Source organism: Pantoea stewartii (assembly GCF_011044475.1).
Lineage (GTDB): Bacteria > Pseudomonadota > Gammaproteobacteria > Enterobacterales > Enterobacteriaceae > Pantoea > Pantoea stewartii.
Genome location: NZ_CP049115.1, coordinates 1,845,742 through 1,864,036, shown reverse-complemented (window position 1 = coordinate 1,864,036; position 18,295 = coordinate 1,845,742). Strand labels below are relative to the sequence as shown.

At 55.0% G+C, this 18,295-nt stretch carries 15 protein-coding genes and 1 rRNA gene; 5 read left to right on the top strand and 11 right to left on the bottom strand.

Annotated features, from left to right (window positions below; all coding sequences use genetic code 11):
- The first annotated feature begins 50 nt into the window (after positions 1 to 50).
- Positions 51 to 166, top strand: a 5S ribosomal RNA gene (rrf, locus tag G5574_RS08790).
- A 237-nt stretch (positions 167 to 403) separates the two neighbouring features.
- Here rrf and G5574_RS08785 read toward each other — a convergent pair.
- A complete protein-coding gene (locus G5574_RS08785; RefSeq protein ID WP_244964683.1) occupies positions 404 to 865 on the bottom strand; it encodes an Lrp/AsnC family transcriptional regulator in 462 nt (153 codons plus the stop codon).
- A gap of 132 nt (positions 866 to 997) precedes the next feature.
- On the opposite strand from G5574_RS08785, the gene G5574_RS08780 reads away from it, so the two are divergent.
- Both G5574_RS08780 and G5574_RS08775 read left to right on the top strand, forming a co-directional pair.
- Positions 998 to 2,038, top strand: coding sequence for a zinc-dependent alcohol dehydrogenase family protein (locus tag G5574_RS08780; RefSeq protein WP_058702295.1), 1,041 nt, complete (start codon positions 998 to 1,000; stop codon positions 2,036 to 2,038).
- A gap of 222 nt (positions 2,039 to 2,260) precedes the next feature.
- A complete protein-coding gene (locus G5574_RS08775) occupies positions 2,261 to 3,556 on the top strand; it encodes an MFS family transporter (protein ID WP_039340130.1) in 1,296 nt (431 codons plus the stop codon).
- Between the two features lie 41 nt (positions 3,557 to 3,597).
- Here G5574_RS08775 and pssA read toward each other — a convergent pair whose 3' ends face one another.
- From pssA to trxC, 4 genes are all read right to left on the bottom strand, one after another.
- Complete coding sequence (gene pssA / locus G5574_RS08770; RefSeq protein ID WP_164482514.1) at positions 3,598 to 4,953, bottom strand: CDP-diacylglycerol--serine O-phosphatidyltransferase; 1,356 nt, start codon at positions 4,951 to 4,953, stop codon at positions 3,598 to 3,600.
- Between the two features lie 99 nt (positions 4,954 to 5,052).
- Entirely contained in the window at positions 5,053 to 7,728 is a 2,676-nt protein-coding gene (locus G5574_RS08765; protein ID WP_164482513.1) for a bifunctional acetate--CoA ligase family protein/GNAT family N-acetyltransferase, read from the bottom strand.
- 140 nt (positions 7,729 to 7,868) lie between these two features.
- Positions 7,869 to 8,549, bottom strand: coding sequence for a tRNA-uridine aminocarboxypropyltransferase (locus G5574_RS08760; protein WP_033739452.1), 681 nt, complete (start codon positions 8,547 to 8,549; stop codon positions 7,869 to 7,871).
- 82 nt (positions 8,550 to 8,631) lie between these two features.
- Positions 8,632 to 9,051: a thioredoxin TrxC gene (gene trxC, locus G5574_RS08755; RefSeq protein ID WP_039340125.1), complete on the bottom strand. Its 420-nt coding sequence runs from the start codon at positions 9,049 to 9,051 to the stop codon at positions 8,632 to 8,634.
- Between the two features lie 160 nt (positions 9,052 to 9,211).
- On the opposite strand from trxC, the gene G5574_RS08750 reads away from it, so the two are divergent.
- A complete protein-coding gene (locus G5574_RS08750; protein ID WP_006120689.1) occupies positions 9,212 to 10,327 on the top strand; it encodes a tRNA/rRNA methyltransferase in 1,116 nt (371 codons plus the stop codon).
- A gap of 66 nt (positions 10,328 to 10,393) precedes the next feature.
- Here the strand turns inward: G5574_RS08750 and G5574_RS08745 are convergent, their stop codons facing one another.
- Complete coding sequence (locus G5574_RS08745) at positions 10,394 to 10,786, bottom strand: winged helix-turn-helix transcriptional regulator (protein WP_058709006.1); 393 nt, start codon at positions 10,784 to 10,786, stop codon at positions 10,394 to 10,396.
- A 111-nt stretch (positions 10,787 to 10,897) separates the two neighbouring features.
- On the opposite strand from G5574_RS08745, the gene G5574_RS08740 reads away from it, so the two are divergent.
- Positions 10,898 to 11,947: an NAD(P)-dependent alcohol dehydrogenase gene (locus G5574_RS08740; RefSeq protein ID WP_033739450.1), complete on the top strand. Its 1,050-nt coding sequence runs from the start codon at positions 10,898 to 10,900 to the stop codon at positions 11,945 to 11,947.
- A gap of 58 nt (positions 11,948 to 12,005) precedes the next feature.
- Here the strand turns inward: G5574_RS08740 and emrB are convergent, their stop codons facing one another.
- The 5 genes from emrB to nrdF form a co-directional block, all read right to left on the bottom strand.
- Positions 12,006 to 13,541, bottom strand: a complete 1,536-nt coding sequence (gene emrB / locus G5574_RS08735) for a multidrug efflux MFS transporter permease subunit EmrB (RefSeq protein WP_039340119.1) — start codon at positions 13,539 to 13,541, stop codon at positions 12,006 to 12,008.
- Positions 13,542 to 13,557: 16 nt separating this feature from the next.
- The gene (gene emrA, locus G5574_RS08730) at positions 13,558 to 14,730 is read right to left on the bottom strand and encodes a multidrug efflux MFS transporter periplasmic adaptor subunit EmrA (RefSeq protein WP_033739448.1); all 1,173 of its coding nucleotides are present in this window, start codon (positions 14,728 to 14,730) and stop codon (positions 13,558 to 13,560) included.
- 148 nt (positions 14,731 to 14,878) lie between these two features.
- Complete coding sequence (gene mprA, locus G5574_RS08725; protein ID WP_033739447.1) at positions 14,879 to 15,409, bottom strand: transcriptional repressor MprA; 531 nt, start codon at positions 15,407 to 15,409, stop codon at positions 14,879 to 14,881.
- A gap of 270 nt (positions 15,410 to 15,679) precedes the next feature.
- Positions 15,680 to 16,879: an MFS transporter gene (locus G5574_RS08720; protein ID WP_164482512.1), complete on the bottom strand. Its 1,200-nt coding sequence runs from the start codon at positions 16,877 to 16,879 to the stop codon at positions 15,680 to 15,682.
- A 456-nt stretch (positions 16,880 to 17,335) separates the two neighbouring features.
- Positions 17,336 to 18,295 (bottom strand): class 1b ribonucleoside-diphosphate reductase subunit beta, encoded by a 960-nt coding sequence (nrdF, locus tag G5574_RS08715; RefSeq protein ID WP_164482511.1) that lies wholly within the window; start codon positions 18,293 to 18,295, stop codon positions 17,336 to 17,338.

The window sequence follows — 18,295 nt, the reverse complement described above, 5'->3', positions numbered from 1 at the left end:
ACCGGATAACGCCGTGCGGCCCGAGAGGGCGGTGCGGCAGACAGAATCTGCCTGGCGGCTGTAGCGCGGTGGTCCCACCTGACCCCATGCCGAACTCAGAAGTGAAACGCCGTAGCGCCGATGGTAGTGTGGGGTCTCCCCATGCGAGAGTAGGGAACTGCCAGGCATCAATCAGGTGAAGAAGCCCCGTACGGAAGTACGGGGCTTTTTTACGTCCGCAAATCATGGTTCAGCAGGCAGCCGGGCAGAATCTTATGGCCGTTTAAAGCCTCTTGAGCCCGATATCCTACGCTGCTGTTTGCACTGAACCGGCTGGCAAGACTCCTTCCATCGTCGCCTGGTACCGTTTCTTTGTATAAATTCTCCAGGCCCGCCATCCTGGGTCAGAAAGTAAACCGTACCCTCAGACCGGCAGGGGATGGCTTTTCTTCACTTCCCTGAGCGAAATCGAAGAATTAATGCTCAGGATCCCCGGCAGCTTGCGCAGTTCCTTTTCAATAAACAGGCTGTAATGATCTAAATCCCGCGCAACCACCTGCAAAAGGAAGTCGGCCTCGCCAGTGATATTGTGGCATGACAGGATATAAGGATTCGCATTGATCCGCTCTTCAAAGTCTCGTGTTGCCGCCTCACTGTGTTGGCTGCAGACCAGACGCACGAATGCCATCACGCCAAACCCCATCTTTCGACGATTCACTACCGCCTGATAACCTTCAATGAAGGCTTCGTCCTCAAGCCGCTTCAGGCGCCGCCATGTTGACGCCGGGCTCATATCCAAATCCTGAGACAGCTTAAGACTCGATACTCTGCCGTCCTTTTGCAGATAGCGCAGTAACGCCACATCTTTCTTATCAAGAATGCTCACTGAAATATCCACTCAGCCTTACTATCATTAATGAAAGATAATTTCATAAACCATGATCCGCCTGCAATACACGAAAAGTAATTTCACGGCCTGTCAGTATACTTTTAGTAAACCATACATGAGGGTTTACTGATGAAAGCGGTCATATACGAATCATTTCTGTCCCCGCCTGTCCTGAAAACGCTGCCGGATCCCACACCGGAACCCCATGGCGTTGTGATTCGGGTTAAAGCAACTGGGGTTTGCCGAAGCGACTGGCATGGCTGGGTCGGCCACGATCCTGATATCCCGTTACCCCACGTGCCGGGGCATGAATTCGCCGGCACGATTGAAGCGGTCGGCAGCGCGGTGACGAAATGGCGCCCGGGCGATAATGTCACCGTGCCCTTTGTCTCGGGATGCGGTTTATGCCATGAGTGCCATTCAGGCAATCAACAGGTCTGCGATCATCAGTTTCAGCCAGGCTTTACCCACTGGGGATCCTTCGCAGAATATGTCGCCATACAGCAGGCGGATCTGAACCTCATTGCTCTACCGGATACGCTGAATTTCACCACTGCGGCCAGTCTGGGATGTCGCTTCATCACCTCTTTCAGGGCCGTTGTTGATCAGGGGAAAACGTCCGCAGGGCAGTGGCTTGCTGTGCACGGCTGTGGTGGCGTAGGCCTTTCCGCCATCATGATTGCCAATGCACTTGGCGCCAATGTCATAGCGGTGGATATCTCGGATGAAAAGCTGCAACTGGCGCGTGAGCTGGGCGCTGTTGCCATCGTAAATGCCACGCAGGTCGCCGACGTAGCGGAAGCGGTCAGAGAGTTCACCCACGGCGGGGCGCACGTTTCAATCGATGCGCTGGGTCATACGGCAACCTGTGTCAACGCTATCAACTCGTTAAGAAAAAGAGGCAGGCACGTTCAGGTTGGCCTGATGGCAGGTGAACACAGCGCACCGCCCATTCCTATGGCGCGGGTCATTGCTAATGAACTGGAAATTATTGGCAGCCACGGCATGCAGGCCCATCGCTATGATGTGATGATGAACATGATTCATGCAGGAAAACTTTGTCCGGAAAAACTGATCGGCAGAACCATTAACCTGGAGCAATCCATAGAGGCGTTAATGAATATGGATAAGTTTGAATCGCCCGGTGTTACGGTGATCACCGCATTTTAACGGTCTCTCTGTGCGCATGTCAGTGCTTCCAGGATGTCATCGTGAGGCGCTGACGCAGCGTTATCGGTAAATGCCGCCTGATATATCACGCAATGATTTCAGTAAATTAGCAACACAGGTCACATTTTATAGGCTCGGGGCAACACCTCTTTCCGTTTTATTGCCGTCCATGCTTTACTCAACGCTTTAACGCTGCTTATCAGCAAGGAGCCGAGGCATAGCATGTCAGACATGAACAGCACTCCCCACACGCAGGCGATCGACAGAAAAAAACGTATCTGGGCCATCGTAGGCGCGTCCTCAGGTAATCTCGTCGAATGGTTCGACTTTTATGTGTACTCGTTTTTCTCACTCTACTTTGCCCATATTTTCTTCCCCCAGGGCGACACCACAACCCAACTGCTGCAGACCGCAGGCGTCTTTGCGGCGGGCTTCTTAATGCGGCCGATTGGCGGCTGGTTATTTGGCTACATTGGCGACCGCCACGGCCGCAAAAAATCCATGCTGATCTCGGTCTGCATGATGTGTTTCGGATCGCTGGTGATCGCCTGCCTGCCGGGCTACGAAAGTATTGGCATCGCCGCGCCCGCACTGCTTTTGCTGGCGCGTATGTTTCAGGGACTGTCAGTAGGCGGTGAATACGGCACAAGCGCCACCTATATGAGTGAAGTCGCGCTGGAAGGACGAAAAGGGTTTTATGCCTCATTCCAGTATGTCACCTTAATCGGCGGCCAACTGGCTGCGGTACTGACGGTCGTGGTGCTGCAGTTTCTGTTAACCGATCATGAGCTACGAACCTGGGGCTGGCGTATCCCGTTCTTTTTAGGCGCCGCGTTGGCTGTTGTGGCGTTATGGCTGCGCCGCTCGCTGGATGAGACCTCGGATAAACAAACCCGTGAACACCGCGATGCGGGCAGCGTCATCGGCTTATTGCGAAATCATACTAAGCCGTTTCTGATGGTACTGGGCTTTACCGCGGGCGGATCGCTGAGTTTCTATACCTTTACCACCTATATGCAAAAGTACCTGGTCAATACGTCAGGCATGGATGCGAAAACGGCCAGCGGATTAATGACCGGCGCGTTACTGGTTTATATGCTGCTGCAGCCGATTATCGGTGGTTTGTCGGATAAAATCGGCCGCCGCACGTCCATGATGATCTTTGGGGCTGGGGCAGCAATCTGTACTGTGCCCATTCTGACACTTTTGCAAAACGTTCAGAGTCCGGGCATGGCATTTATTCTGATTATGCTGGCGCTGCTGATCACCAGTTTTTACACCTCGATCAGTGGGATTTTAAAAGCAGAGATGTTTCCACCGCAGGTCAGGACGCTCGGTGTCGGGCTTTCCTATGCGGTGGCGAATGCCATTTTTGGTGGATCGGCAGAGTATGTTGCGTTGCTGATGAAACACCACGACATGGAAACCACGTTCTTCTGGTATGTTTCTGGGATGGGGGCACTGGCCTTCGTGGTATCGCTGTTGCTGCACCGGCAGGGTAAGGGCATGACGCTTTAATCGGTCAGCATGCCGCAGTCAGTCTGCGGCATGCTGAAAAACTAGAGGATACGACTGATCAGGCGGTCAATACGGATACGACGCAGGCGTCGTATCAGTTTACGGACTTTAGCCGGGTAGTCAGCAATACTTTCCAGCTCACGGAAATGCTTAACCACAGTGGTATGTTGGCGAATCAGCATCAGTTCGTGCTGGCGCTGATCGGCCAGCTGCTGATGCGGATCGTGGATCAGTACCGCATTTTCCAGATCCAGCCGCCAGGCGCGCGGATTCAGGTTGTTGCCTGTAATAAGCTGCCATTCATCATCGACCCACATCCCTTTCAGGTGATAGCTGTTCTCACCCTCTTTCCATAAGCGCACGATCAGCTGTCCGTTACTGACGTAATACTGCAGGCGACTCAAAAAGCGACGCAGATTAATTTCGTAGAGATAGGGCAGTGCACCGATGATCTTGAACGGCTCATCGGGTGCAATATAGAAGTCATTCGCCGTCTTATCACCCACAATGATCTCGACATCTTTGCCCTGACGTAACAGGGCAATGATATTGCGCACCAGCAAGGCGGGCAGGTTGAAATAGGGGGTGCAGATAGTGAGTTTTTTCTCTGCGCAGGGCATCAGATGGAAAATGGTCTTGTTCAGCAGGCTGTGTTTGCCTAAGCCTACTAAAGGCGTTACGGCCAGTTCATCGTTGCCAGCGTTGCCTTCAAACTGATAGTTAAAACCGCGCAGGTCCTGACGAAACTGCCGGGTTTCGTTTTTAATTTCCGGGCTGGAAGGCCGCTCTGCATAGTCCAGACGATTCACCGCCTCCGCCTCTTTCAAATGGTGATTAATCCATTCGAACATGGTGTCAGCCAGGGCGGGGTTACGGATGAGCTGATAGCGGTCGTAGCGGTATTTATCATGCTGGTGCAGGTAGACGTCATTAATGCTGGCACCGCTGTAAAGCAGCATGTCATCAATAATGAAACCTTTCAGGTGCAGTACGCCCAGCGCTTCACGCGTATTAACCGGGATGCCGTACACCGGAATCACGCTGTCGGGATGTTGCTGGGCCATCTCACAATACCAGTCGGCGTTAGTGACGCCGCGCGCGGCACCAATGCGCCCGCGCTGGGCGCGGTGCCAGTCAACTAAAATACTGATATCCAGCTGTGGACGCGCGATTTTTGCCGCATAGAGTGCGTTCATGACGGCGCGGCCCGCATCGTCATTTTCCAGATAAAGGGCGACGATACAAATGCGCGATTGCGCTGACGCAATCTTTTCCAAAAGCGTCTCACGGAATTCGCTAGGCGAATAAAGCGTCGACACATCCGCAACAGATTGTGACAGTTTAGGCAGCTGTGCGAGGTGTTGTTGGTGTTTATTGCGCTTAAATTTAGACAACATCACAGTGCACTTCTTCTCGGTTCATTGTATGGCCTTTTGCCACCAAATCAGGGTCATAACGCTAAATAATAACATCAACCCGGGCTGACCGGGCGATTTTTACTTTTCTGTACACGGTAAATTGACATTATCCTGTAACAAAAGCTTAAGGCTGACGATACCATCGTCCATCTGCACATCCACGTTAAAATTGAGTTTTTTCGCCAGCGTGACCATGCCACGGTTGCCCGGCATGGTGATGCCGTTCAGTTGTTGCAGGCCATGGGCGCGGGTGTAACGAATCATTTTTTCGAGTAACCGCCGCCCCATTCCCAGACCTTTCAGATCGGAACGTACCAGCACGGAGAACTCTGCATCAATGTTGTCGGCATCCGAAATGGCGCGGGTGACGCCGATGATCTCCGGCTGTCCCTGGTGCTGACGCACCGCGACGATCGCCATTTCCCGGTCATAGTCGATCTGCGTCATATTGGCCAGATCGTCATGTGTGAATTCGTTAATTTCGCTGAAATAGCGGTAGTAGAGATCTTCTTTGGTTACCTGACTGATGAAGTCACGCAGCAGCGGTTCATCTTCAGGTAAGATCGGGCGGAACAGGCAATGCTGACCATCTTTCAGCTCCACCTCCTCTTCCAGGTGCTGAGGATAAGGACGAATCGCCAGGCGGGTTTCGCTGTCACCGTCAAAGGGGGCCAACGACAGGGTGACGTCCAGCAGCGTGAAATCACTGCCCGCCGCCAACAGCGGATGAATATCCAGGCGCGCTATTTCCGGGCAATCCACCACCAGGTTAGACACCTGTACCAGTAACTGGCTCAGCGCGGCAACATCAAGAGGGATGAGCGCACTGCGGCTGCGGATCTTACCGCCTTTGATCGCCTGTATAACCAGATAGCGCGCCAGCGTCATATTGAGCGGCGGCAACGCTACGGCAGCCTGTTTCTCAGCCTGCCATTCCACGCCACCTTCACCCAGCATGATGATCGGGCCAAACAGCGGATCCTGTTCCACGACTATGCGCAGCTCCTGTGCTCCGGCACGATTTGCCATGCTCTGCACGACCAGCCCTTCGATTCGGGCGCTGGGTAACGTCTGTTTTACGCGGTCGATAATGGCGTCTGCCGCGCGCCGCACTTCAGCAGCATTGCGCAGATACAGCATCACGCCCTGAACGTCGGATTTATGCGCCACGTCCGGGGAGCGCAGTTTTAGCGCAACCGGGTAACCGATTTGTTCGGCAATCGTGACCGCATCATCGCTGTCTTTCGCAATCCAGGTGGGCAGAGTGGCCAGTCCGTAGGCTTTGAGCACCGGCTGCACCTCATGCGTATCCAGCGATAACACACCCTGATTTAATGCCTGAGATAAGATCTGGTGCGCCTGCGCACTGTCCTGAGTCAGACTGGCCGGCAGCGCGGGGGTTTCCCGCAGTAACTTCTGATTACGCCGGTATTCCACCTGGTGCATAAAGGCGGTAACGGTACCTTCCGGCGTGCGCCAGGTAGGAATGCCCGCCTGCGTAAAAGCCCGGCGCGCCGCCTGAGAAGAGTATTCCCCGCACCAGTTCGTCAACAGCGTAAGCTGTTTACCGCGCGGATGCTGTTGCACCAGCTGAATAATTTTCTCTGCGGTTTCGGTGGCGGGGGCAACGGCACTGGGGGCATGAATCAGCATCAACGCATCTAAATCATGGCTGTCGAGCAGCACGCTAATACAGTCAAGATAACGCGCCGGTGTGGCATCGTCTTTTAAATCAAGCGGATTGCCATGTCCGACGCCCTCCGGCAGGACAGCATTGAGCTGCTGCACGGTCTCGTCGCTCAGCACGGCCAGCTTACCGTTGCGGGCATAGAGTTCATCCAGCGCCAGTGCGGCGGGCGCGGCACCATTGCTGACGATCATCAGGCGATGACCACGCGGCGGGCGCATATGGCTTAAGGATTCCACTGCGGTAAACAGCTCGTGGGTATCCTGTACCCGCAGTAACCCCGCGCGCTGAATGGCGGCATCCCAGGCGGCATCCAGACCACTGTGCGTTCCCAGCAACGCCTGTGCCTGACGGCTGCGCCCACTTTTGATGATCAGGATGGGCTTATTACGTGAGGCGCTTCGCGAAGCCGAGACAAAACGGCGTGCATCACTAAGATGTTCAAGATAAAGCAGAATCGCGCTGGTTTTGCCATCGCGGGCAAGAAAATCCAGCAGGTCATCCACGTCGGTATCCAAACTGTCTCCCAGCGCGATAAACCAGGAGAAGCCCAGGTTACGCTGCTGTGCCCAGTCGAGAATGGTATTAGAGACGGCGGATGACTGCGAAATAAACGCAATGCGGCCCTTAGCAATGGGTACGGGCGAAAAGCTGGCATTCAGTCCCTGCCACGGTGCCAGCAGGCCCAGACTGTTAGGGCCGAGCAGACGGATCTGCCAGCGGCTGGCGCACTGTTTTAATTCGGGAAGCTGGCTGGTGGGCGCAGAAAGAATGATGCAGGCTTTACAGCCTTTCTCGCCAAGCTGCTGCAGCAGTTCCAGATTCCTTTTGTGATGGGTGCAAATGACCGCCAAATCCGGGGCGAAAGGCAGACTGTGAATATCAGGCCAGGCCAGCACGCCGCTGACGGCTTTGTATTTTGGCGTAACCGGCAACACCGGTCCGCTAAAGCCGCCGGCCAGCAGGTTGCGCATCATGAAATAGCCTGCGCGTCCCGGTTTGATCGAGGCGCCGATAACCGCAATGGATTTCGGCCTTAACAGCGCTTCCAGTCCGCGTTGACTCATCACGTACTCCATTCATCAGGATTTAGGTGATTGTAAACGTATTTGCCCCGTTTTACCGCCGGGCAGATCGCAGGCTGAAGAAGGGCGTACATCAGCGCGCCCGGGACACTATTCGTCACGCATGTACGTGACCGCTAACGTTATCGGTTCTGACCGGGATGGTGCGGTTTACCGGCCAGGTAAGCCTGGCGAAACTGCTCGAAATGCCGGGATAAAGCCTGCGCTGCGTCGCTGTCGCCCGCCTGCTGCAGTAATGCCGCTGCAATTTCTGCCGTACAGTGCTGGCCTTCGCCATGTGCTTCACGCAGCGTGTAGCGGGAAGGGGACGTTACATTGAGCGACAGCACCGGGAAACGATCAAGCCAGGGGCTTTTGCGAAACATCTTCCGCGCCTCATTCCAGGTACCGTCCAGCATAATAAACAGCGGCGGTTTGCCCGACAGCGGCGGCGCGTGGAGAACCTCGCGACCGTCATCCGCATAGGAGGCAGGAAAAACCACCATCGGCTGATAAGCCCCATCGGCCACCGCCGCCAGTAACAGCGGATCGGGCTCCGTGCGTGACCAGCCAAAGGCCTGCGTATTTGGCAACACATCCGCAATCAACCGGCCGGTATTGCTTGGCTTCATCGGCTCGGTATCAAACATCACCAGGCAAAAGCGGCTCCGGGCGGACTGTGTAACGATGCTGTCGCACAGGCACTGTTTTTCCGGCAACAGACAGCCCTGACAGCGAAGCACACGATTTCCGCGGGCTAAAAAAGGACGCGTAGCACGCGCCAGACGTTGGCTGCGTAAACGTAAAACGGCGTTATCAGACATGATTCTTCAGGACAGGAAAAAGCGTAGTGTAATCGAAGCGTCGGACAAAAGGAAAAGGCCAGCAGATGCTGGCCTCAGGGACTTACAGGGATTCGTCGAGCCACTCATTAAAGGGGGCTTTCGGCATCGCGCCGTTCAGCACATCCACCATCTCGCCTTTTTTAAACACCATGATGGTCGGGATACTGCGAATGCGGAAACGGCTGCTCAGGGCGGGCTCGGCTTCGGTATTCACCTTCAGAAAGCGAACCTTACCGCTACGCTCCTGCGCGACGTCTTTATAAACGGGCGCAAAGTTGACACAAGGGCCGCACCAGGGTGCCCAAAAATCCACGACGACAGGCAGGTCATCCTGCAGATAGCTGTCCAGCGTGGCGGCAGTGGCGTTGATCACGTCACCCGAAAACAGGCTTTCGCCACAACGACCACATTTGGCACCATCGGCAAGCCGTTCTTCGGGAACGCGATTGGTTGCCTGACAAGACGTGCATACCGTATTCATAAAAAACCTCTGATAATGATGTAGAGCGCTTTGCTCAATATTGTCCATTATGAAAGGGTGATAAGATCCGCTCAATGTGGATTGCTCTATAGGTTCAATAGTTGATAGCTAAGCGCAGTCACATCAGGTAATCTTCGCGCTCTCAATGCAGGAGGAAGAAATGAACGACGAATTTAAAGGCAAAAGTGGTAAGGTCAAAGTCATGTATGTGCGTGGCGAAGATGAGCAAAGCGCGCGTGCGCCCAATCCTCGTACAGGCAAAGGTGGCCGTCCTGCTGCTCGCCGTGAAGACACTCGTCGTTCATCCGGCCCACGTACTGAGCGCAGTGAAGAAGGCGGACGCAGTACAGGTCGTCGCAGCGACAGCGCGCCACGCCGCAATGACAGTGCACCTCGCCGCAACGATCGCAGCAGCGATAACCGCGACGCTTACGGCAGCAGTGATTCGCCCTGGCGCACCGTTTCCCGTGCACCGGTCGATGAGCCCAAATCGGATAACCCGGGCATCAGCGGTAAAGGTGTCGTGGACGTAGAGCAGATCCGCCGCCAGCGCCTGGAAGAAACCCGGGTTTATGGCGAAAACGCCTGTCAGGCGCTGTTCCAGAGCCGTCCCGAAAGCATCGTGCGTGCCTGGTTTGTGCAGAGCGTTACGCCGCGTTTTCGCGACGCGCTGCGCTGGCTGGCAGCGAACCGTAAAGCCTACCACGTGGTAGATGACGCTGAGATCACCAAAGCCTCCGGCACCGAACACCATGGCGGTGTGTGCTTCCTGATTAAAAAGCGCATGGGCATGGATGTGGCGGCGTGGCTGGAGAAGGCCGAAAGCAAAGACTGCGTGCTGGCCCTTGAAGATGTCAGTAACCCACATAACCTTGGCGCTATCATGCGTAGCTGTGCACATTTCGGTGTGAAAGGGCTGCTGGTGAATGATGCCTCGTTGCTGGAATCCGGCGCGGCAGTTCGTACCGCGGAAGGCGGGGCGGAACACGTTCAGGCCATCAGCGGCACAACCTTTACGCAAGGCCTCGACGCGTTCCGTAAAGCGGGTTACACCATCGTAACCACATCCAGCCATCAGGGTACGCCGCTGTCTGAAGCCGAGCTGCCTGCCAAAATGGTCCTGGTGTTAGGGCAGGAACGTGAAGGCTTGTCCGACAGTACGTTCCAGCAGGGCGATATGAGCCTGTCAATTGGCGGCACCGGTAATGTGGAAAGTCTGAATGTGTCGGTCGCGACCGGTGTGCTGTTAGCCGAATGGTGGCGTCAGAACGCATAATCTGTGCGAGCAAAACGATGGCGCGGCCAAGGCGCCATCATGCTCTATGCCGTTCGTTATCGCGCTTTACTCTCCCTCAGGCTTTGATCGTTGATAATGCGCATCCATCTCATCAAGTACCCGTTGATTCTCCAGTCCCCATTGATAGAGCTGTTCCACCGGTTCCGCAAAGGTTCTGCCCAGCGCCGTTAACTGATATTCCACTTTAGGCGGCACCACGTCATAAACATGGCGGGAAATTAATCCGCGTTGCTCCAGCTCTTTTAGCGTCTGAAACAACATCTTTTTCGATATTCCCTGCAGGCTTCGCTGCAGTTCCCCCGTGCGCGCGCGGCCACCAGGCCAGTGAAACAGCGCGTGCAGCACCATTGTGCTCCACTTCACCGAAAACAGATCCATCAGGCGGCGCGGTGGCGAATCCACATAAAAAACCAGTTTTCCGTCAACCCAGGCTGGCATAGTGTCCTTCCTTTCTATGGTCACCAAAAGGTGACTACTATCAATAATGAACCCATTTGAGTAGAGTTTGCCGCCTTCCGTTAAATAACGCCAGATACGATGAGAGGCACAATGAAAATCAATGCACTGATCGCCCACGATGCGACACAACCCCTGACGCCCGGCCAGATAGCGCTGCGTCCGCTTCAGCCCAGTGATGTCAGAATCGAAATTCTTTACTGTGGCGTTTGCCACTCCGATTTGCACATGGCCCGCAATGAGTGGGCGGTGAGCCACTATCCATTAGTACCCGGTCATGAAATTGTGGGCCGGGTTATTGAAACCGGCGGAAAGGCCAGCCGTTTTGCCCCCGGCGATCTTGTCGGTGTGGGCGTGATGGTGGATGCCTGCCGCACCTGTCGTTTTTGTCAGCAGCAGGAAGAGCAGTATTGCGAAGCTGGCTTCACCGCGACCTATAACGGCACAGATAAATATACCGGGGAGCGCACCCGGGGCGGTTATGCGGAACACGTTGTCGTCGATCAGGATTTTGTCGTATCGGTTCCTTCGCACTTGCCGCTGGCAGGCGTGGCCCCGCTATTGTGTGCGGGCGTCACTGTGTGGTCACCGCTCCGTCACTTTGATGTCAAAGCGGGCGACAAGGTTGGCGTCATTGGCCTGGGTGGCCTGGGGCACATGGCGGTAAAACTGGCGAGCGCACTGGGTGCGGACGTCACGCTGTTCACCACCTCTCCCGACAAAGCGGAAGATGCGCGCCGACTTGGTGCCCGTCATGTCGTGGTATCACGCCATGCAGCAGAGATGCAGGCCTGTCAGCAGTCGCTGGATCTGATCGTGGACTGCGTTGCCGCGCCTCACGATCTGGATCCCTATCTGGCCACGCTTAAAACCAATGGCCGTCTGGTGCTGGTGGGCATTCCCGACAGCCCGCACGCCTCACCGGATATCACGCCTATGGTATTCCGCCGTTTAAGCATCAGCGGCTCTTCTATTGGCAGCATCAAAGAAACGCAGGACATGCTGGACTTCTGCGGTGAGAACAATATTACGGCTGACATTGAATTGATTCGCGGAGAGCAGACAGAAGAGGCATTTGCGCGGATGCTGAAAGGGGAGGTGAAATACCGGTTCGTGATTGATATAAAAGCGACGCGTTGGTAAGGACGTTCTGGCGTACCGGGCAGGTACGCCAGAACCGGCGAAGACAGTGCGGCAGCCGCTAGTGCGCGCCGCCGCCTCCACCGCCTGCGCCGAACGGTGGACGGGCAAACCAGATCAGGACCAGCAAGACGAGGAACACGCCCGCCGAGGCCCAGAAAATCTCATTGGCAGAGATAATCAGCCCCTGATTGGTGATCTGCTGGGCGATGTAGGCCGACGCCTGCTGATGCGACATGCCCATCCCTTCAAGCTGGCTGTACATCTGCTGCGCATTGATGTTGTACGGCGTCACCGATTCGGTGAGGTTGCTGTGGTGCATTGCCTCACGATCCGTCCACATTGTCGTGGTAATGGAAGTGCCAATCGAGCCCGCCAGCGTACGCACAAAGTTAGACAGGCTGGATGCCGCGGCCATGCGCTCCGGTGGCAGACCGGAAAGCGTGATTGTCGTCAATGGCATAAAGAAGCAGGCCACCGCGAAGCCCTGAATAAACTGAGGCCAGGCGGAGGCCGCAAAGTCCATCTCGGGCTCAAAGGTGTAAGCTCGCCAGTAAAAACAAATGGCATACATAATGAAGCTAAACGTTACCAGTTGCCGCATGTCTATCTTATGCGAGAAACGCCCAATAATCGGCGACAGGATAACCGGGATAATCCCCACCGGTGCCGACGCCAGCCCGGCCCAGGTTGCGGTATAGCCGTAGACCTCCTGCAGCAACTGCGGCAACAGGACAATCGAGCCAAAATAGAGCATGTAGGCCAGGCTAATCGACAAACAGCCTATGGTGAAATTACGCGATTTGAACAGCGACAGATCGACTATCGGATGCTCATCCGTCAACTCCCATATCAGCAACATCACGAGCGCCACCACGGCGACAATGGTCAGAACGATGATTTCCGTCGAACTAAACCAGTCCAGCTCTTTACCCCGATCCAGCATGACCTGCAGCGAACCGACTCCGACAATCAGCAGGACCAGGCCGACGGTATCGATCGGTCGAATCTGTGTCTGGGTTTCACGACCACGCAGGGTTTGCAGCGTCAGCATAATGACGACAACCCCGATAGGAACGTTGATAAAGAAGATCCAGCCCCAGTGGTAGTTATCGCTGATCCAGCCGCCGAGGATCGGTCCACATATCGGGGCCACGATCACCGTCATCGCCCAGAGCGACAGGGCGATACTGCGCTTGGCCGGGGGATAGTTGTTCAGCAACAGGCTTTGCGACAGCGGAATCAACGGACCGGCCACGATCCCCTGAATGACGCGGAAGAAAATCAGCATCTCCAGGCTTTCTGACATACCGCAGGCCCAGGAGGCCAGCGCAAACAGGATAGTGGACCAGGTAAAGAGTTTGACTTCACCGATGCGCCTGGCGAGCCAGCCGGTAATCGGAATCGAGATAGCATTGGCCACCCCGAATGAGGTGATGACCCAGGTTCCCTGGGAGTTGGACGCCCCCAGGTTACCGGCAATCGTCGGAATCGCAACGTTCGCAATGGTAGAGTCCAGAACCTGCATGAACGTCGCCAGCGATAACGCAATGGTCATTAAGACCAGCGGCATCCCTTTAAGCGGTGTTTGTGCCATTACAGCCTCCGGCTCATCATCCGGCGTTCGCGTGGACGATATCGGTGATCAGCGTATTAACCGGTGCCAGGTCAATGGCCAGCGCGTTAGTGCTGTAGGCTGCCTGCTGACGTACGCTGGTAGCCAGTACGCTACCGTCTTTATTGTCGGTATCAATTTTGACCAACGTTGACAGGCCAATACGCAGTGGGTGCTTCGCGACTTCGTCCTGGTTCAGCTCAATGCGCACTGGCAGGCGCTGAACGACTTTAATCCAGTTGCCCGTGGCGTTCTGTGCAGGTAACAGGGAAAACGCGCTGCCTGTGCCCATATCCAGCCCCACCACTTTGCCGTGATAGACCACATCATCGCCGTAGATATCTGCCACAACGGTGGCCGGTTGACCAATACGCACGCCTGCCAGTTGGGTTTCTTTGAAGTTTGCATCCACCCACAAATCCGTCGCCGGGACGACAGCCATCAGCGGGGTACTGGTGCTGATTTGCGATCCGACCTGGACGCTACGACGCGAGACATAACCGTCCATCGGGCTGCGAATATCGGTACGTTGCAGTGCCAGCCAGGCGTCACGCAACTGCGCGGCGCTCTGTTTTACGGCAGGCTGGTTTTCCAGTGAGGTGTTCAGGATCATCGCCTGGTTGGCGTTGTATTGCTGAATCGCCACATCCAGCTCTGCTTTCGCCGAGGCCACGGCATCGCGCGCATGTTGCAGTTCTTCACGGCCAATCAGGTTGGACGCACCCAACGGTTCGCGGCGTTTCAGATCGGCCTGCGCCTGATCCAACGCCGTCTGACGGAGTGCAATGGTGGCCTGATACTGTTTCGCATTAATCATCTGTTGGTGCACCTGACGAACGCTGGTAGCCAGCTCCGTCTGCGCTTTTTCAAAGGCCTGCTGTGCGTCAGTTTTATCCAGCGACACCAGCACATCCCCTTTTTTGACATAGTCCGTATCGTCAAACCAGACTTTGTTCACGCTGCCTGATACCTGGGCCATGATCTGCACCTGATTACCCGCAACATAGGCATCATCCGTTTCCTGAAAATGACGCAACACTAAAAACCAGTATACGCCCCACGCAATGCCGAGCAGTACGACCACCAGCGCCAGTAAAATCAGTGCGCCTTTGCGCTTTTTCTTTTTGTTGTTCACAGGCTGATGCGGGCTTTGCGCCTCTGATGCACTCATGTATTTCTCCACGTTTTCCACTATGTCGGCGAGGTCAAGTCCGTTTTCGCCTTCGCCCGAGCCAAAAAAGCCAGCGACTAAGCGCTGGCCGGATGAAAGAGGGTTAAAATAACGATTTCGTCAGGTGATTGTGTCGCAGATCTTGCTATTACCGTGATAACGAGGCAGACAGTTTGTCTTCTTCCATTTTATCCAGTCGGGTAAGCAACTTACGGGTGATGCTTTCGAGCTGCGACTTTTCGTCAGCGGTCAGAGCGGACCACAGATATTGCAGGCTCTGATGCTGCGGCGGCAGAACCTGCTGCAGGAAGGCATTACCTTTGTCGGTCAGATGCAGATGCAGACAGCGGCGATCCTGCGCACTTTCACGGCGCTCAATCCAGCCGCGTTTTTCCAGCTCATCAGCGATGCGCGTGGCGTTGGTACGTGATGAACCCAGCGCGGTGCTCAGTTCAGAAGGCTGAATGCTCTGATCTTCCTGCGCATCCAGGGTCAGCAATGCCATAAACAGGGTTTCATTGATGCCCTGTTCTTTCAGCATTTTATTACGATTATCCAGCAGCTTACCTTGCATATGCATGCAGAGTCGCGTCAGAAGAATCTCCTGAAAGGGGAAATCCGCATGACGATTGGCGCGGATGTTTAACATTTGCTCAATGGGAGTAAACGAACTTTCCATTAGAAAAACCTCACTAATTTCAACTTTTATAGTAACCACGGCGACAGCATGACTGTTGAGTCACCGGACACAGAAGCGGTGTTCTCGGGCTGTTCCACTGTGGTGATTCAAGATCTGTCCTTGACCCCAGGGTGAAGGTGGTGCGCATCGATATCACAGGCGTTGGTCGTAGAGCGAAACGGTACGACATCAAATGATTTCGAAAGAAAAAATAACCGACGTGAATAACTTTGGGGCCAACCATAGCAAACTCACACTCGGCTGAACAGGCTAAATCACACTATTCTGGCTATTCGGTTGCTCTAAGCGGTGATTCCTCCACCAGACAAGTAAATTCAGTAACGTCAGTGTTGCACCGGCTGCGCAAACCCCATGCCAGCCACCCAGATGATAGGCATTGGCAGACAGCAGCGAACCCAGCGCACCGCCGATAAAGTAGCTGGTCATATAGCCGGCATTCAGGCGGTTACGGGCATCAGGCTGACGCGCGTAAATCACGCTCTGATTGGTGATATGCACGCCCTGTACCGCCAGATCCAGCAGCAAAATGCCGATAATCAGAGCTGCAAGATGCTGCGTGCCCCAGGCGGTCGCGCTCCATGACAGCAGCATAATCAGCAAGCCCATGCTGGTGGTCAGTTTCGCTTTACCTTTGTCCGCCAGCGCCCCGGCTTTTCTGGCCGCCAGCGCGCCAGCGGCACCCACCAGCCCCAGTAAGCCGATCTTCCCTTCCGAATAACCGTAGGGCGCGGAAGAGAGCAGAAAGGCCATTGAGGTCCACAGGATGCTGAAATTGGCAAACGTCAGGCAACCGGTAAAGGCCCGGGTGCGCAGAACAGCGTCGGCCGCATACAGCCTGAAAATGGAAACCAGCAGCTGCGGATAATTTAACGAGACCGAGGGGGTAATACGCGGCAGCGCGCGCCACAGCGCCAGCGCCATCAACAGCATTAAGACGCTGGCGACCCAGTAGACGGTTTGCCAGCCGCCCAACTGAGCCAGGCCGCCCGCCACGGTGCGCGCCAGCAAAATACCCAACAGCAAGCCACTCATGACGGTGCCGGTCACTTTGCCCCGTGTTTCCGGGTGGGCCAGGGTGGCCGCCAGCGGTACCAGAATTTGCGCCGCGACAGAAAAGAGCCCGGTAAGTACCGTTCCCAGTAACAACACAGGAAAAGAGGAGGAAAGGGCAATGATCACCATACCAAGCGCCGCCAGCACCATCATGGCAACAATCAGTCCACGCCGTTCCAGCATATCGCCAAGTGGGACCAGCAACAGCAGACCGCAGGCATAGCCGAGTTGCGCGCTGGTCACGATAAACCCGGCGAATGCGACGGATAAGTGAAAGTGAAGGGCGATAGTATGCAGCAGAGGCTGAATATAATAATTACTGGCGACGCACAGTCCCGTGGCAACGGACATCAGTCCCACCAGCGCGGAAGATAAACCAGGGTGAGACGTTGTCATAGGTCGTCAGTAGCAAAGATGAATAATAATGTGGCGTTAATAATAACCTAAAAAATAATTTGATAGCTATGTTTATGTGATAGTCGGGTAACAGTAAAGATCGACAGCCGTTTACGTCGGGTTTGTTGGTCGCGATTTCTCGGGTTGTGGCAGGCACAGACTTATCCCTCTGTCAGATTGGATCCGGGTACGGCGCCCCGTTTTGGCGTCGGAATAAACGGGTTTCTCAACGCCATGCCAAAGGCAGCGCGATGCTGAGAGCGGTCAGTGCGTGAGCAGTGATATCGGTCTGGTTAACCCTGGCAACGGCGGCCAAATCGTTACCGTCATTTATTGTGGCGCGATCGGCACCCGTTCCGCGGACGGAGAGGGAAGGTTCAGCGCGCTGTGAAAATGCCGCGCGCCTGTCCCTTCGCTAAGGGGAAACGTGCCGTTGACAGCACGGCACACAACGTCTTAAAAATTCCAGTCTTCGTCTTCGGTTTCGACCGCTTTCCCCATCACGTAAGACGATCCTGAGCCCGAGAAGAAATCATGGTTCTCATCCGCATTGGGTGACAGTGCCGCCAGAATGGCCGGATTGACCTGCGTGAGCTCCGCCGGGAACAGAGCCTCGTAGCCCAGATTCATCAACGCTTTATTGGCGTTGTAATGCAGGAAGGTCTTCACCTCGTCTGCCCAGCCTGTTTCGCCGTACAGCGCTTCTGTATAGGCCACTTCATTTTCATACAGCGCCAGCAGCAGATCGATGGCGAACTGCTGTAAGGCTTCGCGGCGGCCCTCATCGACCTGCTCAAGCGCTTTCTGATATTTATAGCCGATATAGTAGCCGTGTACCGCCTCATCGCGGATGATTAAACGAATCAGATCCGCCGTATTGGTCAGCTTGCCGCGGCTGGACCAGTACATCGGCAGCCAGAAGCCCGAATAAAACAGAAACGACTCCAGAAAGACGCTGGCGATTTTTTTCTTTAACGGATCGTCAGCGCGGTAATGGGTCAGGATAATCCCGGCTTTATTTTGCAGGGCCTGGTTCTCTTCACTCCACTGGTACGCCGCATCCACATCGCTGGTATTGCATAAGGTCGAAAAAATCGAGCTGTAGGAGCGGGCATGCACCGCCTCCATAAAGCTGATATTCGACAGCACCGCCTCCTCATGCGGCGTCAGCGCGTCAGGCATTAACCCCGGTGCGCCCAGCACATTCTGAATGGTGTCCAGCAGCGTCAGGCCGGAAAAGACGCGAATGGTGAGCTGCTGTTGTGACTTGTCCAGCGTCTGCCAGGCTGGCAAATCATTGGACAGCGGGATTTTTTCCGGCAACCAGAAGTTGCTGGTCAGACGGTTCCAGACCTCAAGATCTTTCTCATCCTGAATCCGGTTCCAGTTAATCGCGTGAATATGTCGAAGTTGCAT

Excerpts from the sequence above, each read along its gene's own strand:
- mprA (WP_033739447.1), bottom strand. The coding sequence starts at position 15,409 with ATGGAAAGTTCGTTTACTCCCATTGAGCAAATGTTAAACATCCGCGCC.
- G5574_RS08720 (WP_164482512.1), bottom strand. The coding sequence starts at position 16,879 with ATGACAACGTCTCACCCTGGTTTATCTTCCGCGCTGGTGGGACTGATG.
- G5574_RS08760 (WP_033739452.1), bottom strand. The coding sequence starts at position 8,549 with ATGTCTGATAACGCCGTTTTACGTTTACGCAGCCAACGTCTGGCGCGT.
- G5574_RS08780 (WP_058702295.1), top strand. The coding sequence starts at position 998 with ATGAAAGCGGTCATATACGAATCATTTCTGTCCCCGCCTGTCCTGAAA.
- trxC (WP_039340125.1), bottom strand. The coding sequence starts at position 9,051 with ATGAATACGGTATGCACGTCTTGTCAGGCAACCAATCGCGTTCCCGAA.
- G5574_RS08765 (WP_164482513.1), bottom strand. The coding sequence starts at position 7,728 with ATGAGTCAACGCGGACTGGAAGCGCTGTTAAGGCCGAAATCCATTGCG.
- emrA (WP_033739448.1), bottom strand. The coding sequence starts at position 14,730 with ATGAGTGCATCAGAGGCGCAAAGCCCGCATCAGCCTGTGAACAACAAA.
- G5574_RS08745 (WP_058709006.1), bottom strand. The coding sequence starts at position 10,786 with ATGCCAGCCTGGGTTGACGGAAAACTGGTTTTTTATGTGGATTCGCCA.
- nrdF (WP_164482511.1), bottom strand. The coding sequence starts at position 18,295 with ATGCAACTTCGACATATTCACGCGATTAACTGGAACCGGATTCAGGAT.
- pssA (WP_164482514.1), bottom strand. The coding sequence starts at position 4,953 with ATGTTGTCTAAATTTAAGCGCAATAAACACCAACAACACCTCGCACAG.
- emrB (WP_039340119.1), bottom strand. The coding sequence starts at position 13,541 with ATGGCACAAACACCGCTTAAAGGGATGCCGCTGGTCTTAATGACCATT.
- G5574_RS08750 (WP_006120689.1), top strand. The coding sequence starts at position 9,212 with ATGAACGACGAATTTAAAGGCAAAAGTGGTAAGGTCAAAGTCATGTAT.
- G5574_RS08775 (WP_039340130.1), top strand. The coding sequence starts at position 2,261 with ATGTCAGACATGAACAGCACTCCCCACACGCAGGCGATCGACAGAAAA.
- G5574_RS08740 (WP_033739450.1), top strand. The coding sequence starts at position 10,898 with ATGAAAATCAATGCACTGATCGCCCACGATGCGACACAACCCCTGACG.